Annotated in this window: 13 protein-coding genes; 5 read left to right on the plus strand and 8 right to left on the minus strand. The window is 66.5% G+C overall.

The window, feature by feature from the left end:
• Positions 1-495: 495 nt before the first annotated feature.
• Positions 496-1,020, minus strand: coding sequence for an OmpA family protein (locus tag AC1Q5S_RS18600; RefSeq protein ID WP_303836090.1), 525 nt, complete (start codon positions 1,018-1,020; stop codon positions 496-498).
• Between the two features lie 98 nt (positions 1,021-1,118).
• On the opposite strand from AC1Q5S_RS18600, the gene AC1Q5S_RS18605 reads away from it, so the two are divergent.
• A complete protein-coding gene (locus AC1Q5S_RS18605) occupies positions 1,119-1,712 on the plus strand; it encodes a gamma-glutamylcyclotransferase (protein WP_303836088.1) in 594 nt (197 codons plus the stop codon).
• Positions 1,713-2,049: 337 nt separating this feature from the next.
• Complete coding sequence (locus AC1Q5S_RS18610; protein ID WP_303836086.1) at positions 2,050-2,571, plus strand: superoxide dismutase family protein; 522 nt, start codon at positions 2,050-2,052, stop codon at positions 2,569-2,571.
• 8 nt (positions 2,572-2,579) lie between these two features.
• Here AC1Q5S_RS18610 and AC1Q5S_RS18615 read toward each other — a convergent pair whose 3' ends face one another.
• The 3 genes from AC1Q5S_RS18615 to AC1Q5S_RS18625 are packed head-to-tail and all read right to left on the minus strand — an operon-like array spanning position 2,580 to position 5,908.
• Complete coding sequence (locus AC1Q5S_RS18615) at positions 2,580-3,152, minus strand: nucleotidyltransferase family protein (protein ID WP_492239209.1); 573 nt, start codon at positions 3,150-3,152, stop codon at positions 2,580-2,582.
• Positions 3,152-5,431 (minus strand): xanthine dehydrogenase family protein molybdopterin-binding subunit, encoded by a 2,280-nt coding sequence (locus tag AC1Q5S_RS18620; protein WP_492239210.1) that lies wholly within the window; start codon positions 5,429-5,431, stop codon positions 3,152-3,154. Before AC1Q5S_RS18620 ends, AC1Q5S_RS18615 begins: the two co-directional genes overlap by 1 nt.
• 15 nt (positions 5,432-5,446) lie before the next feature.
• Positions 5,447-5,908, minus strand: coding sequence for a (2Fe-2S)-binding protein (locus tag AC1Q5S_RS18625; RefSeq protein ID WP_303836080.1), 462 nt, complete (start codon positions 5,906-5,908; stop codon positions 5,447-5,449).
• A 176-nt stretch (positions 5,909-6,084) separates the two neighbouring features.
• Between AC1Q5S_RS18625 and pdxH the strand changes: the two genes are divergently transcribed.
• Positions 6,085-6,723 (plus strand): pyridoxamine 5'-phosphate oxidase, encoded by a 639-nt coding sequence (pdxH, locus tag AC1Q5S_RS18630; RefSeq protein ID WP_303836078.1) that lies wholly within the window; start codon positions 6,085-6,087, stop codon positions 6,721-6,723.
• A 108-nt stretch (positions 6,724-6,831) separates the two neighbouring features.
• On the opposite strand, the gene AC1Q5S_RS18635 is transcribed toward pdxH, so the two are convergent.
• From AC1Q5S_RS18635 to AC1Q5S_RS18650, 4 genes are all read right to left on the minus strand, one after another.
• Positions 6,832-7,779 (minus strand): AEC family transporter, encoded by a 948-nt coding sequence (locus AC1Q5S_RS18635; protein WP_303836076.1) that lies wholly within the window; start codon positions 7,777-7,779, stop codon positions 6,832-6,834.
• 123 nt (positions 7,780-7,902) lie between these two features.
• Positions 7,903-9,135 carry a chromate efflux transporter gene (chrA, locus tag AC1Q5S_RS18640; protein WP_492239211.1) on the minus strand — a complete coding sequence of 411 codons (1,233 nt, stop codon included), beginning with the start codon at positions 9,133-9,135 and terminating at the stop codon, positions 7,903-7,905.
• Positions 9,136-9,152: 17 nt separating this feature from the next.
• Entirely contained in the window at positions 9,153-10,100 is a 948-nt protein-coding gene (locus tag AC1Q5S_RS18645; protein ID WP_303836072.1) for a sensor domain-containing diguanylate cyclase, read from the minus strand.
• 39 nt (positions 10,101-10,139) lie between these two features.
• The gene (locus AC1Q5S_RS18650) at positions 10,140-11,060 is read right to left on the minus strand and encodes a FapA family protein (RefSeq protein ID WP_492239212.1); all 921 of its coding nucleotides are present in this window, start codon (positions 11,058-11,060) and stop codon (positions 10,140-10,142) included.
• Between the two features lie 980 nt (positions 11,061-12,040).
• Between AC1Q5S_RS18650 and AC1Q5S_RS18655 the strand changes: the two genes are divergently transcribed.
• Both AC1Q5S_RS18655 and AC1Q5S_RS18660 read left to right on the plus strand, forming a co-directional pair.
• Complete coding sequence (locus AC1Q5S_RS18655; protein WP_492239213.1) at positions 12,041-13,591, plus strand: ATP-binding protein; 1,551 nt, start codon at positions 12,041-12,043, stop codon at positions 13,589-13,591.
• Positions 13,588-14,298 (plus strand): response regulator, encoded by a 711-nt coding sequence (locus tag AC1Q5S_RS18660; protein ID WP_492239214.1) that lies wholly within the window; start codon positions 13,588-13,590, stop codon positions 14,296-14,298. Before AC1Q5S_RS18655 ends, AC1Q5S_RS18660 begins: the two co-directional genes overlap by 4 nt.
• The last annotated feature ends 49 nt before the right edge of the window (positions 14,299-14,347 follow it).

The raw sequence follows: 14,347 nt of genomic DNA on the forward strand, positions 1-14,347 counted from the left end.
TGCTTTGCCGTCATCTCTTGACTCCTTGTCGGTATTTTCAACAAGGCCAAGAACTCCACTGTTCAGGGGCAAGGTCACTTGCGCCCGTTCGGAAGCGATGGGTGCCTCAGCCCTATTTCCCACTTCCCGGATGGCTTCAGTCTGGGTTTTGCCATGTCACATCTCCATCGCTTCAATGAGATGGATCATCGCATGATCTGATCAAGTTTCAGCCGCCATCTTGTGGCGTCTTCAGGTGCTTTTGAGGCGTCTATCAGCCCTCATGCACTCAATAAGTTATTGATTTATATATATTCCAAAGATGAAGGCAAACACAGCAATCAGCTACAAGATTGAACTGATCCAGCGCGCAGAGGGTACGGGCGGCGCTGGTTTACGCTGATTAATTTACTATTAAATAAATAGCGGCTGGGGATTTACCGACAAGCGCTAGCAGAATGTTTGGACCATAAAAAACCCGGCATTGCCGGGTTTTTGTTCAACGCAAGCGCTTGGTCACTGGGCGCTCAGCGCCACTTCCACGCGACGGGCTTCGGCGTTGCTGCCGCTGGCGGTGGTTTCCTCGGGCTTCTTCAGTTCGATCTTGTCTTCTGCCACACCCAGGGCCTTGAGCGCGTCGCGCACGGCAAAGGCGCGTTGCTTGGCCAGCTCGGCATTCAGGGCGGCATCGCCCGTGGTGTCGTGGAATCCCGAAACCACAGCCGTCTTGCCCTCGGCTACACCCTTGACCACATCGGCCAGAGCTTCATTGGCGCCCGCAGCCAGGTCGGCCTTGGCGCTGGCAAAGTAGAACTTCACCACGCCGTTTTCCACGCGCACGCTGGCGCCGTCGGTGGCTGCTGCGTCAGCGGCTGGTGCTGCTGGCGCGTTGCTTGCTACAGCGGTTGCAGCGGGCTTGGGTGCTGCCGAGCCGCCCACGCGCTTGACCACCACGGAGCCCACCACCACGGAAATCAGCAGTGCAATCAGCGCAATCAGGAAACCGAGGGCAAAACGTTCTTGGCTGTCGTCGTCAGACATGGGAAATCCTCGTAAAAATGGTGGTGCCCGTAGCGCGCAACCCACAAGGCGGCGCATCCGGTCTGTTGAAACAAAGCCTTGGATTGTAGAGTGAACGCATGACGAATCTGCCCGCCCCCCTGCGAGATCCTGCACCCATGCTGGAGCGCGCCCTGTTCGAATGGGGCGGCCACGAGGACCTGTGGGTGTTTGGCTATGGCTCGCTCATCTGGCGCCCGGATTTTGACTACGCAGAGCGCAGAGCCGCCAAGGTGCACGGCTGGCACCGCGCACTCAAGATGTGGAGCCGCGTCAACCGGGGCACGCCCGAATGCCCGGGCCTGGTGTTTGGCATGCTCTCGGGCGGCAGCTGCCGGGGCATGGTGTTCCGGGTGGACAAGGCGCATGCCCCGCAGGTCCTGGCCAACCTGTGGCAGCGCGAAATGGTCACCGCCGTGTACGACCCGCGCTGGCTGGCCTGCCAGACCCCGCACGGCCCTGTGCGCGCCCTCGCCTTCACCCTGTCGCGCAAGAGCCCCAACCACACCGGCGTGCTGCCCGACCAGGAATACCGCCGCATTTTCGAGCAGGCCAGCGGGCGCTTTGGCACCACGCGCGACTATGCGCGGAGCACCCATGAAGAGTTGCTCCGGCATGGTATCCAGGACCAGGCCCTGGCCCGTCTGATTGCGCTGACACACCATCGGCACTGAGCCCAGGCCTCCTTCGATAAAGGGCCATGCGCCTGGTTGCCACCACATCCCTCATCGCAGGCCTCGTTGTCGTCAACGTTCGCGATGGTTCGCGGGTCGGAGCCGTGCGGGCGGTGAGGCTGACAGCGGCAGCCAAAGGCAATGGGGGCTGGCGGTGTGAGCCGCTGGCTCTGGCACCGTTGCAATCGCCGGGGATGGCCGTTGTCGTTCCATACCGCAAGATGGAGAATACGCCACGGGGCACGAAGGTGCTGGCCTGCGGCGCCTGTGGCAGGCACCCCACCCTGTGTGAGTGCCGGCCGGTGCTTACCGCCAACCTTTTTCAGGAGTCTCAGGCATGTCATTGCACACCGTTTTCCTATCGGCCGCCCTGGTGGCCTCTCTGGCGGGCTGCGCCGCCTATTCCGCGGGTCCCAGCGCCACCGCCCAACTCCAACCCACGCGCGGCAACACTGCTGCCGGCACGGTGACGTTTGTCCAGTCGGGCGACCTGGTGAAGGTGTCGGGCACCATCAGCGGCCTGAAGCCGGGCGCAGAGCATGGTTTCCACATCCATGAAAAAGGCGATTGCTCCAGCGGCGACGGCCTGGGCACCGGCGGCCACTTCAATCCGGGCGGCAAGCCGCACGGCCACCACGGCATGGGCGAGCACCACACGGGCGACCTGCCCAGTCTCAAGGCCGACGCCAGCGGCGTGGCTGCATTCCGCTTCGAGTCGCGCACCATTCGCGTGGGTGGCAGCGCCAACGACATCGTCGGCAAGGGCCTGATCGTGCACCGCGACCCCGACGACTACCAGACCCAGCCCACCGGCAATGCCGGTCCGCGCCTGGCCTGCGCCGTGATCACGGCAAAGTAAACGCTCCGCTACTGGCGCGCTGCCAGCAACTGCGCGGCGCGCCCCAGGTCCTGCACGGTGTCCACATCGGTCACGGTGCCCACGTCTTGCACCTCCACCCACCGCACCCTGCCCTGCTGCGCCTGCTGGCGCACCACGCTCGCGGCGCCCTGCTCGCCCGCCAGGGCCAACAGCCCGGGCAGGCATTGCGCCGCAAAACCCACGGGGTGACCGCGCTCACCCTGGTGCACCGGCACCGCCACGGCACAGTCGGCCAGGGCGGTGGCGATGGCGCGCAGGGTTTCGGGCTGGACCAGCGGCAGATCCCCGGGCAGCACCAGCCAACCGGGGGCACCCGCCGTGGCGCGCACCGCTGCGGCAATCGAATCGCCCATGCCGGGGTGGCCCGCATCCTCCAGATGCCAGGGCAAACCGCTGGCGCGCACGGCGGCCAGCGTGTGCTCCAGCACCGTCCGCCCCGCCAGCGGAGCGCGCAGCTTGTGCACGGCGCCGCCCGATGCGGCAAAGCGCTCGCCCCGGCCCGAGGCCAGTACCAGCACCACGGGCTGCGCGACGGAAGGAATGCGGTCTTCTCCTGCCATCACGCCAGCTTGAATGGCAGCTCGCGCGGCGTCTTGCCCGTGATCTGGGCAATGGCGTTGGCAAACGCCGGTGCCAGCGGTGGCAGGCCGGGTTCGCCCATGCCGGTGGGTGGGTCGGCACTGGGCACGATGTGCACGGTTACCTGGGGCATGTCGGTGATGCGCGGCACGGCGTAGTCGCCAAAGTTGCTTTGCTCCACCACACCGTCCTTGAGCGTGATGGCAGCGCCCGGCAGGCACATGCCCAGGCCCATCAGCGCGGCACCCTGCACCTGGGCTTCCACACTCTTGGGATTGACCACCAGATTGCAGTGCACGCCGGCGGTGATGCGGTGCAGCCTGGGCGTGCCGTCTTTCACCGACGCCTCGACCACATAGGCCACCACCGAACTGAACGACTCGTGCACCGCGACGCCCCAGGCGCGGCCGGCCGCCAGCTTTTTCTTGCCATAGCCCGACTGGGCCACGGCCAGCTGCAGCGCCGCCTTGTGGCGCGGGTGCTTGTCGCCCATCAGGGCCATGCGGTAAGCCACCGGGTCCTGCTTGCTGGCGCGGGCCGCCTCGTCGATCAAGGTTTCCATCACGTAGGCCGTGTGGGTGGAGCCCACGCTGCGCCACCACAGCACGGGCACGTTCACGTCGGGGTGGTGCACCGACAGCTTCATGGGCACATCGTAGGGCTCCTTCATGCCTTCGATGGCGGTGGCGTCGATGCCGTTCTTGAGCATGAAGGCCTCGAACGGCGAACCCTTGGTGATGGACTGGCCGACGATGGTGTGGTCCCACGCCAGGATCTTGCCCTGTGCATCCAAACCGATCTCGGCGCGGTGCACATGCATGGGGCGGTAGTAGCCGCCCTGGATGTCGTCCTCACGGCTCCACAGGGTGCGCACCGGCGCGCTGAGGCCTGCCGTGCGCGCGGCCTTGGCCACGCCGCAGGCCTCCACCACGTAGTCGCTGGTGGGAATGGCGCGGCGGCCAAAGCCGCCACCGGCCATCTGGGTGTGCACCTTCACGTTCTGCGGTTGCAGGCCCAGCGTCTTGGCGGCAGCCATGGCGTCCAGGCCGGGCATCTGGGTGCCCATCCAGAGTTCGGCCTTGTCACCATCCAGTTTCACGGTGCAGTTGAGCGGCTCCATGGGCGCATGCGCCAGGTAGGGGAACACGAACTCGGCGCTGATCTTGTGCGCAGCCCCCGCCAGCGGCGCCATGTCGGCCTGCATGGCCACGTTGCCCGGCTTGGCCGCCAGTTCGCGGTACTGCGCCAGCAGTGCGGTGGTGTCGGGCTTGGTCACCGCGCTGGTGTCCCACTCCACCTTCAGGGCATCGCGCCCCTGCTTGGCGGGCCAGTAGCCGTCGGCCACGATGGCAACGCCCTCGCCGCCCCGGTCGGTGGGCACGCGCAGCACGGCTTTCACGCCCTGGATGGCTTTGGCGGCGCTGTCGTCCAGCGCCTTCACCCTGGCGCCAAACACCGGTGGGCGCGCCACCACAGCCGTGAGCATGCCGGGCAGGCGCACGTCGATGCCGTAGTCCTGCTGGCCGCTCGATTTGGCCTGGGCATCCAGCCGCCCGGTAGGTTTGCCGATCAGGCGGAACTGCTGGGGGTCCTTGAGCACGGCCTTTTCGGGCACGGGCTGCTGCATGGCGGCTTCTGCCAACTGGCCGTAGCCCAGCTTCTTGCCGCCGGGACCGACCACAAAGCCGTTGCTGGTGCGCAGGGCCGACGCGTCCACACCCCACTGCGCGGCAGCCGCCGAGACCAGCATGGCGCGGGTGCGCGCGCCGAGTTCGCGGTACTGGGTGTACGAGTTCTTGATGGAGTTGGAGCCACCCGTGAGGTGCATGCCCATCATCGGGTCGGCATAGGCCGCGCTGGCATCGCCGTGCACGCTGCGCACCTTGCTCCAGTCGGCATCCAGCTCTTCGGCCAGGATCATGGGCAGGCCGGTCTGCACGCCCTGGCCAAAGTCCAGGCGGTTGATGGTGACGGTGACCGTGCCATCGGCGTCGATGCGCACGAAGGCCGAGGGCTGCTCGAACGGTTTGAGGCCTGCCGGTGCGGCGGCATTGCCCTGCGCGCCCGCCACCAGCGGAAACGCGCCCAGCGCAAAACCCGACGCCGCAGACACCTTGAGGAAGGTGCGGCGCGCCACGCCTTCCGGTGCGTCGGATACTCCTGAATTCGTAGCTCCTTGCGCTTTATCCATCAACGCCTGAAGGTGTTTTGGCATGAAAAGATGGGCCTGACCCTGCAGGGCATGAGCGTCGAAGTGCATGGTGTTCTCCTTCCATCAGGCCAGGGTTTTGGCCGCGTCGTGGATCGCGGCGCGGATGCGCACATAGGTGCCGCAGCGGCACACATTGCCCGCCATGGCGGCGTCGATGTCGGCGTCGGTGGGTTTCTTCTTGCCTTGGAGCAGCGCGGTGGCGCTCATGATCTGGCCGCTCTGGCAGTAGCCGCACTGCGCCACGTCGTGCTTCACCCAGGCCGCGTGCACGGCCTTGCCCACCTTGTCGCTGGTAGTGACGGCCTCGATGGTGGTGATCTTCTGGCCCGCAGCGGCTGAGATCGGCGTGACGCAGGAGCGGATGGGCGCGCCGTTCAGGTGCACCGTGCACGCACCGCACAAGGCCTGGCCGCAGCCAAACTTGGTGCCGGTCAGGCCCAGCGTATCGCGCAGGGCCCAGAGGATGGGAGTGGATTCGTCGGCATCCACAGCCATGTCTTTGCCGTTGATATTCAGGGTGGGCATCGTGGGTTCTCCTGGGGAAAGAGGAAATTCATGGGCGCACGAACAGGACCGCACACAGGGCCGTGCAATCAACCCGTGCGGCACGTTACGCCTTCCGCGCATCCCTGCGCGCGCACAAGGTTACTTGGCGCACCGACAGGGCCGCCGATTGCATCGGGGCGTGCACAATCGTACCCATGACCACCTCCATCGCCGACCTCCGCAAGAGCTACGAGCGCGCCGAACTCAACGAAGACGCCTCGCACGCCGCCCCCCTGCAGCAGTTTGACCAATGGCTGAAAGAAGCCATCAGCGCCGAAGTGCCCGAGCCCAACGCCATGACCGTGGCCACCGTGGGCAGCGACCTGCGCCCCAGCACCCGCGTGGTGCTCATCAAGGGCTACGACGCACGCGGCATCGTCTGGTTCACCAACTACGACAGCCGCAAGGGCCGCCAGATCGCCGGCAACCCCTATGTGGCCCTGCAGTTCCACTGGGTGGAGCTCGAACGCGTGGTGCGCATCGAGGGTGTGGTGGAAAAGGTCAGCGACGCGGAAAGCGACGAATACTTTGCCAGCCGCCCGCTCGATTCGCGCATCGGCGCCTGGGCCAGTCCGCAAAGCCAGGTGATCTCTGGCCGTGGCGTGCTGGTGGCGAATGCCGCCAAATATGGTGCGCAGTTCATGCTCAAGCCCCCGCGCCCGCCGCACTGGGGCGGCTACCGTTTGAAGCCCGAGCAGTGGGAGTTCTGGCAGGGCCGCAAAAGCCGCCTGCACGACCGCCTGCGCTACCGCCAGGACGGCGGCGCCTGGGTGCGCGAGCGGCTGGCGCCCTGAGCGAACCTATTCCATTGCGCAACCCTCCGTGGGGTTGTTGCGTTGCCTTGCCGTGCTGCCGCACTGCCTGCGGCTTCGCGCCTGGACGCGAATGATCTGGACGCGGAATTACAGCCGGGCGGCCAGCAGCAGCGCCACCGGCACCGTGATTAGCGCCAGCGCGGTGGACACCGCAATGCTGGCGGTGACTTCATCCTGCGCCACCCCGTAGCGCTGGGTGAACAGAAACACATTGGCGCCCACGGGCAGCGCCGCCGCCGCCACCATCACGGCCAGCGACAGCCCCGACAAGCCCAGCGCCCAGCCCAGCGCGCCCAGCACCAGCGGATGCACGATGTTCTTGACCAGGGCAATGCGCAGCGCGGCCTTGAAATATGTGCCCACGGTGCTGAAAGCCAGCGTGACCCCCACCAGCAGCAGTGCCAGCGGCCCCAGCGCCTGCCCCAGCAGCTGCAGCGGCTTGCCAAGCACCTCGGGCACCACCAGCCCGGTCTGCGCGAACAGCAGCCCGGCAATGATGGGCAGCGGCACGGGGTGCACGATGCCATTGCCCATGGCCTGCAGCACTGTGCGCAGCAGGGAGTGCTGCGGGCCGTCGCCCGAACGGGCGCGTTCGCGCGCGGCGGCCAGCTCGAACACCACCGTGGCGGCGGTCAGCAAAATCAGGGCGTGCACCGAGATCAGCGTGAACAGCGTGACCAGCCCGGCCTCGCCAAACACCAGCCCCACCAGCGGCACGCCGATCATGATGGTGTTGCTGAAGGTGTGGGCCAGGCCGCGCGCTGCCGCCAGGCTGCTGAAGCCCTGTACCACCAGCGTGGCGGCAAAGATCAGCCCGGCGGCGGCGAAATACACGGCCACGGGGCCAAAGTCGAGGTCCTGCACCTGCACGGTGCTCATGGTGCGAAACAGCAGCGCGGGCGTGAGCACCATGAAAACGAGGTTGGACAGATCCTTCACCGAAGCGGCCCGGATCCAGCCGCGCCGCCCCGCAAAAAAACCCAGCGCAATGAACAGGATGACCGGAACCAGGGACGTGAAGACGGGAGAGTTCAAGGTAGGACGGGCGCGGTGCGCAAAAAGCCGAGAAGAAAGCCCGGCACCCTGGCGCCGAAACTACTGTTTTGATAGCTGACGGCGCTTTTCCATCAAGCGCCAGCGGCTATTTTGGCTTAAAAATCACAGCCACGCGGCCAACAGCGCGCCCCCCGCACCGCAGGCCAGCACCACCGCCCAGGGCGGCGCGCGCCAGAACACCAGCGCCACAAAGGCCGCCAGCGCCAGGCCAAAGTCGGCGCCGCCGTGGATGGCGCTGGTCCACACCGGGTCGTACAGCGCCGCCAGCAGCAGTCCCACCACGGCGGCATTCACGCCCGCCAGCACCGCCTGTGCATGCGGGCTGCGCCGCAGGGGCTCCCAGAACGGCAGGGCACCCGCCACCAGCAGAAACGAGGGCACAAATATCGCCACCAGGCACACCGCCGCCCCCAGCCAGCCGCCCGGCCAGACCTGCATGGACGCGCCCAGAAACGCCGCAAACGTGAACAGCGGCCCCGGCACCGCCTGCGTGGCGCCGTAGCCGGCCAAAAATGCATCGGCAGACACCCAGCCCGGCCCCACCACCTCGGCCTGCAGCAGCGGCAGCACCACATGGCCGCCGCCAAACACCAGCGCACCCACGCGGTAGAACGCGTCCACCATGGCCAGCAGCGAACCGGGCCACAGGCGCACGGCCAGCGGCAACAGCACCAGCAGCGCCGCAAACGCCACCAGCAGCACCGCCCCGGTGCGCCGGTGCAGCGGCACATGCAGGCCATCCGGCGCGCCGATGGCCGGCTCTGGCGCAGCCGCCCTGCCCCGCCCAAACAGCCACCAGCCGGCCGCGCCCGCGGCCAGCATTGCGCCCACCTGCCCCACCACGCCGGGCACCAGCAGCACCCCGCAGCAGGCCAGCGCCATCAACGTGACCCGCGCCCGCCCCACGCACAGGCTGCGTGCCATGCCCCACACCGCCTGCGCCACCACGGCCACCGCCACCACCTTGAGTCCGTGCATGGCGCCTGCGGGCAGCATGGCATACCCGCCGGCCAGGCCCACGCCGAACAAGGCCAGCACCAGCGCCGATGGCAGCGTGAACCCCAGCCAGGCGGCCAGCGCGCCGGGCATGCCCGCCCGCATCAGGCCCAGCGCCATGCCCACCTGGCTGCTGGCCGGGCCGGGCAGAAACTGGCACAGCGCCACCAGATCGGCATAGCTGCGCTCGGTCAGCCACTGGCGGCGCTGCACGAGTTCATCACGAAAGTAGCCCAAGTGCGCCACCGGACCACCAAACGAGGTCAGGCCCAGGCGCAAAAAGATCCAGAACACCTGCCATGCAGAGGTGGTGTCACCGCCAGCACTGGGTGGCGGCATGGGCCGGGCCGGCGCGCTCAAGCTGCCACCTGGACCGTCTCGATCCGGTTCCTGCCGTTTTTCTTGGCCGCATAAAGTTGCTGGTCCACCACCTCGATGAAACGAGAGGGCTTGGTGTATTCGCCTGGCGTGACGGTGCCAACCCCGATGCTGACGGTGACGCGCTGGTCCAGCGGGGATTGCGCGTGCGCTATCGCCTGCTTCTGAATCAGCCGCTGGCAGCGTTCGGCAACTTTCAAGGCCACCGCGGCGTCGGCTTGCGGCAACAGCACGACAAACTCTTCACCGCCAAAACGCGCGACCAAGTCGCGCGGGCCGTCCAGCGCCAGGCTCAGCGTTTGCGCAATCTCGATCAGGCACCGGTCACCGCGCACATGCCCGTAGAGATCGTTGTACTGCTTGAAAAAATCGATGTCGAACAAGAGGATGGACAGGGGTTGCCCGTTGCCGCGTGCGCTTTCCCATTCCACTTCGAGGCTGGCATCAAACCGACGCCGGTTGGCGATGTTCGTCAACCCGTCCTTGAATGAAAGCGCTTCCAGCTCTTTTTGCAGAACGAGCAACTTCTCTTCGGTCTTCTTGCGTTCGCTGATGTCGAACATGAAGCCAATCAGCGCGTCGGGTTCGCCCTTTTCATTGCGCACCACATGCACCACATCGCGCAGCCAGACATAGCCGTTGTCCTTGGTCAGAGCACGGTAGTCCGCCTCGTGATCGATTCCGGCCTGGGACTGGGCCACGCAGAAATTCACCACGTGGTCGCGGTCCTCGGGGTGCATGCGCGCCGCCCAGTCTTCCACGGTCATCCAGCTTTGCGGGTTCCAGCCCAGCAGCGCTTCGATCTGGGGCCCGATGTAGGCAAACTTCTTGGTCGCCCAGTCGATCTTCCAGGGAATGGCCTGGGTCGATTCCAGAAGGGTTCTGTAAACCGCGTCGTCGTTGCTGAGGTCACTCACGTCGGACATGCTCCATCCCTCCGGGGTCAATGTTGCTGAAATTATTGCTTACTGACGTGACGGCATCGCACAAGCCCTGCTTCGGTCGATTTCAGGGTGCAAGGGGCTCGCCCCCAGCCACATGCCACTGCGCAGGCCCTCGGGCCGCTCGCGCGACCATACCTGCGCGCAGGCCTTCCAGGTTTCTTGCTGCACATTCAACCCGGCATACACGCCATAGCCCGGGCCCGCGCATATCTCGCCGCCCGCACACAGGCTTTCGCCGGCCTTGATCGCGCCCTGGGTGTGAATGCACTCGCCCGCCTTGATGCCCCAGCCCGCCTCCAGATGCGCCACGCCGGTGATGGCACCGCCCACCACGATGCCCTGCCCCACCCGCAGGCTCTCGGCACCGGTCAGGTGGCCGCCCACGCGCAGGCCCTTGCCGCACTCCACCAGGCCATGCGCGAGGAGGTTCTGCCCCACAAACCCGCCACCTTTGAGCTGCAATGCGCCGTGGCACACCACATCCCACCCGGCCCGCAGGTCGCCAGCACAGGTGATGCTGCCCTCGGCTTCCACGCCCCATTCGGCGCGCACATCGCCGCCGGCCTGCAACGTGCCCTGGCTGATGATGCCACCCGCCACACGAATGTCTTCCCCCGCCACGATGGCGCGCCCCGCACGCAGTCCGCCGCCCGCGCGGATCGACCGCCCGGCCTGGATCACCGTGGCCACGTCGATGGAGCCGCGCACCTCGACCGTGCCGGCAAACACGATGGCCTCGGCCTCCAGTGCATCCACCGCCAGCACCGCACTGGTGGGGCCAAACTGCGCCAGCAGCCAGCAGGCATCCTCCACCCGCCCGGCGTTGACCAGGGTGTCCAGCGCTTCCTGGTAGCCCGTGCCATCTTCCACATGGCGGCTGAACCAGCGAAAACCGTCCGCACAAGGGCTTTTGGCCCGCAGAAACTTCTTGGTGAATTCCATGGCCATCACTCCGTGCGCCGCGTGGCGGCCGCAACGAAAACCGGGGCGCGCATGGCGCATAAGGCGCAGGTGGACGTGGGGCCGCCGGCAAGGTCCTGGGGGAACATGGATGCATCTCCTGAAGGAGCGGCCCGGCGTGCACGACAAAGCCACCGGCCGCCATCGCGCTGGGCGGGTGCCCGGCGATGGATGTTCTGCGCAGATGTGAGGGAAAGAAGGTTTATCGCCGGGCCAAGGAATGTGCGACCGGCTTGTAAGGCCAGATCTCACGCACCACGGCGCCCCCGCCCACGCACAGGCAGCCGGGTAGCGGGCCGGTGTGGAAGAACGTGGGGGACTGGGAAGGCATGGGTGCGGATGGTATCAGTGCAGGGGTATCGCACTGGAATGGGTGGGTTTGCAGGGGTGCGAGCGGAGCGCCATGTGCTGCGATTGGCGGTTACGGCGCGACGGGAAGCAGCCAGGAGCAGGCCGTCAATGGATTCGACAATGGGTTTCCTGAACCGGCAGGATCCCATGCTTCAGCGGCCACGGATCTTTGATATTGACTCGGATGGCAAGAGATAAGATAAGGAAACCGAATAACGAGGACCAACGATGAAACAGCTTTTAGGGATTTTGGCAGTGGTGATTACTTTGCTGAGCGGGTGTGCGGTGTACACGCCGAGCGGCTCGGTTGTCGTGGATAGCCCGCGCGGTGGAGGGAACTTCTGCCCACCTGGGCAGGCAAAGAAAGGCAATTGCTGAGAATTCAGCGCACCCTCAAAAATCCCGCATTTGCGGGTTTTTTGTTGAACCAACGAAAACAAGCTTGTGAAATCAAGCTATTGCTCCGGCGTTGTTCAACTTTCGGCTTGTGGCTGGAGTTGCCTCCCCACCCACTGCTGCTGGAGACGCCGCTGAACTCGGTCAATTCCTGAATCACGAGTAGCCTTCCGCCCCATACGATTTCCTGACGCAGGCGGCGTTAGGCTCATGCCATGGGCAATAACAATCTCTCGCGCACCATCCTCGCCCTGCTGGCCTGGACCATCGCCTGGACTGGGATGGTCGGGCTGGAAAGCCGGCTGGACCTGGCCAACCTGTCCATGCTGCTGGTGCTGGCCTCGGCGCTGTCCGCCCTTTGGCTGCCCAGTTGGGCCAGCCTGGCGGCCAGCGCAGTGGCGGTAATGGCCTTCAACTGGTTCTTTGTTCCACCAAGGCTGACCTTCTCCGTGGATCTGCGCCAGAACGCTCTGCTGCTGGTGGCCCTGCTGCTGGTGAACTGGATCATCGCAGGCCTGGTCATTCGCCAGCGCCGCCTGGCCGAGGCCGCGCGCACGGTGGCAGCACGGGAAGCGCGGCTGCGCCAGTGGGGCGACATTCTGCGCGATGCCGGGGACCCTGCCGCCCATGCTGCGGCGCTGCGCACAGCTCTGCAGGAAGCCACCGGGAGCGCGGTGGCGGTGTCGGTCCTGCGCGCGTTGGGGAGTCCACCGGATGACGCTGCTGCCCTGCAGGTGGGTGAGCCGGACGACGAGCAGCGCGCCGGCTTGGCCCTGTGTGTGCGCGATGGGCGTGCCATAGGCGCCGGCAGTGGCCGTTACGACGGGCTGCCCGACGCCTATCTGCCCCTGCGCGGCCGTGGCGTCACCCTGGGGGCTGCATTGATCACGGGCTTGGCCCGTCACCCGCAGGGGCACGAACTGCGCCCCCACCTGCAGGCGCTGTGCGACCAAATGGGCAGCGCCCTGCACCGCTCGCTGATGGCGGCGCAGGAGCAGCAGGCGCGCGATCAGGCCCAGCTGCAAGCCACCCGCAACGCCCTGCTGGCGGCCATCTCGCACGACTACCGCACGCCGCTGGCCTCCATCATGAGTGCAGCCTCTGCCCTGCAGGAACAGGGCGAGCGCATGGACAATGCACAGCGCCAGCTGCTTGCCGCCGGCATCGTCGAAGAAAGCGAGCGACTTGCGCAGCTGACCGACAACACCCTGCAGCTGGCGCGGCTGGATACACCGGCGGTGCAGTTGCGCTGTGACTGGGAGTCAGCGGAAGAGATCGTCGGCGCTGTGCTGCGACGCGCCCGGCGCCGGCCCGAGGGTGCCCGCGTGCGCGCCAGGGTGGAACCCGATCTGCCCCTGCTATGGTGCGACGCAACCCTGGTATCGCAGCTGCTGGACAACCTGCTGGACAACGGCCTGAAGTACAGCCCGGCTGATACGCAAGTGGAACTGCACGCTGCGCGCGATGGGGAGCACGCGGTGCTAGCCGTGAGCGACCAGGGACCGGGCATTGCACTCGCTTGGCGGGAGAAGGTGTTCGAGGTTTTCCAGCGCGGCGACACGGGGGCAGCGGGGCCCCATGCGGACGCTGGTCGTGGTGCAGGCGTGGGCCTGGCCGTGTGCCGCGCCATCGCCCGCGCACACCAGGGCGAACTGCTTTTGCGCCCGGGCGCCGAAGGCGGCTGCCGCTTCGAATGCAGGCTACCGCTGCACGGAGAGGGCCCGCCGCCACAGTCGGCACCGGTGGCCCAGGAGACCCGGCCATGAGCCATCGCATCCTGCTGGTGGAGGACGACCGGGTGCTGCGCAGTTCGCTGCGCGAGGCACTGTCCATCGAGGGTTACGCTTTGCGTACCGCGGCCAGCCTGACCGACGCTCGGGCACAGCTACAGCACGCGCCGCACGGTGAGACCATTGACTTGGTGCTGCTGGATCTGGGCCTGCCCGATGGCGAGGGCCAGGCGCTGCTGGCCGAGTTGCGCCGCAGCAGCAACATGCCCGTCATCGTGATTTCGGCCCGCGAGTCCGAGGGGCAGAAGATTCGCCTGCTGGACGAAGGCGCCGACGATTACTTGGTCAAGCCTTTCGGCATCGGCGAGCTGCTGGCGCGCATGCGCGTGGCCCTGCGCCGCAGCGGCCGCGCCAGCGAGCCGGCGCTGCTGCACTACCGCCACGGCCCACTCGCAGTGGACCTGAAGGCCCGCCGCGTGCGGCTGGCCGATGTCGACGTTCGCCTCACACCCACCGAATACGCCCTGCTCGCACGACTGGTACGCCAGGCCGGCCAGGTGGTCACGCATCGCCATCTGCTGGCTGACGTGTGGGGCGCCGAGCACACCGAACAGACCCATTACCTGCGCCTGTACATGGGCCAGCTGCGCGCCAAACTGGAGGCCGACAGCGCCGACCCGCAGCACCTGCTGACCGAGCCCGGGGTGGGTTACCGGCTCGCCGAGCCAGACGCCACAGACTGAGGGCAACTCGGGTTACTTATGCCATCCTGATGTGTGGTGGTGCATCGTG

Source organism: Acidovorax sp. GW835-FHT14B10 (genome assembly GCF_058793725.1).

Coding starts and splice junctions, on each gene's coding strand:
- AC1Q5S_RS18600 (WP_303836090.1), bottom strand. CDS start 1,020: ATGTCTGACGACGACAGCCAAGAACGTTTTGCCCTCGGTTTCCTGATT.
- AC1Q5S_RS18605 (WP_303836088.1), top strand. CDS start 1,119: ATGACGAATCTGCCCGCCCCCCTGCGAGATCCTGCACCCATGCTGGAG.
- AC1Q5S_RS18610 (WP_303836086.1), top strand. CDS start 2,050: ATGTCATTGCACACCGTTTTCCTATCGGCCGCCCTGGTGGCCTCTCTG.
- AC1Q5S_RS18615 (WP_492239209.1), bottom strand. CDS start 3,152: ATGGCAGGAGAAGACCGCATTCCTTCCGTCGCGCAGCCCGTGGTGCTG.
- AC1Q5S_RS18620 (WP_492239210.1), bottom strand. CDS start 5,431: ATGCACTTCGACGCTCATGCCCTGCAGGGTCAGGCCCATCTTTTCATG.
- AC1Q5S_RS18625 (WP_303836080.1), bottom strand. CDS start 5,908: ATGCCCACCCTGAATATCAACGGCAAAGACATGGCTGTGGATGCCGAC.
- pdxH (WP_303836078.1), top strand. CDS start 6,085: ATGACCACCTCCATCGCCGACCTCCGCAAGAGCTACGAGCGCGCCGAA.
- chrA (WP_492239211.1), bottom strand. CDS start 9,135: ATGCCGCCACCCAGTGCTGGCGGTGACACCACCTCTGCATGGCAGGTG.
- AC1Q5S_RS18645 (WP_303836072.1), bottom strand. CDS start 10,100: ATGTCCGACGTGAGTGACCTCAGCAACGACGACGCGGTTTACAGAACC.
- AC1Q5S_RS18650 (WP_492239212.1), bottom strand. CDS start 11,060: ATGGAATTCACCAAGAAGTTTCTGCGGGCCAAAAGCCCTTGTGCGGAC.
- AC1Q5S_RS18655 (WP_492239213.1), top strand. CDS start 12,041: ATGGGCAATAACAATCTCTCGCGCACCATCCTCGCCCTGCTGGCCTGG.
- AC1Q5S_RS18660 (WP_492239214.1), top strand. CDS start 13,588: ATGAGCCATCGCATCCTGCTGGTGGAGGACGACCGGGTGCTGCGCAGT.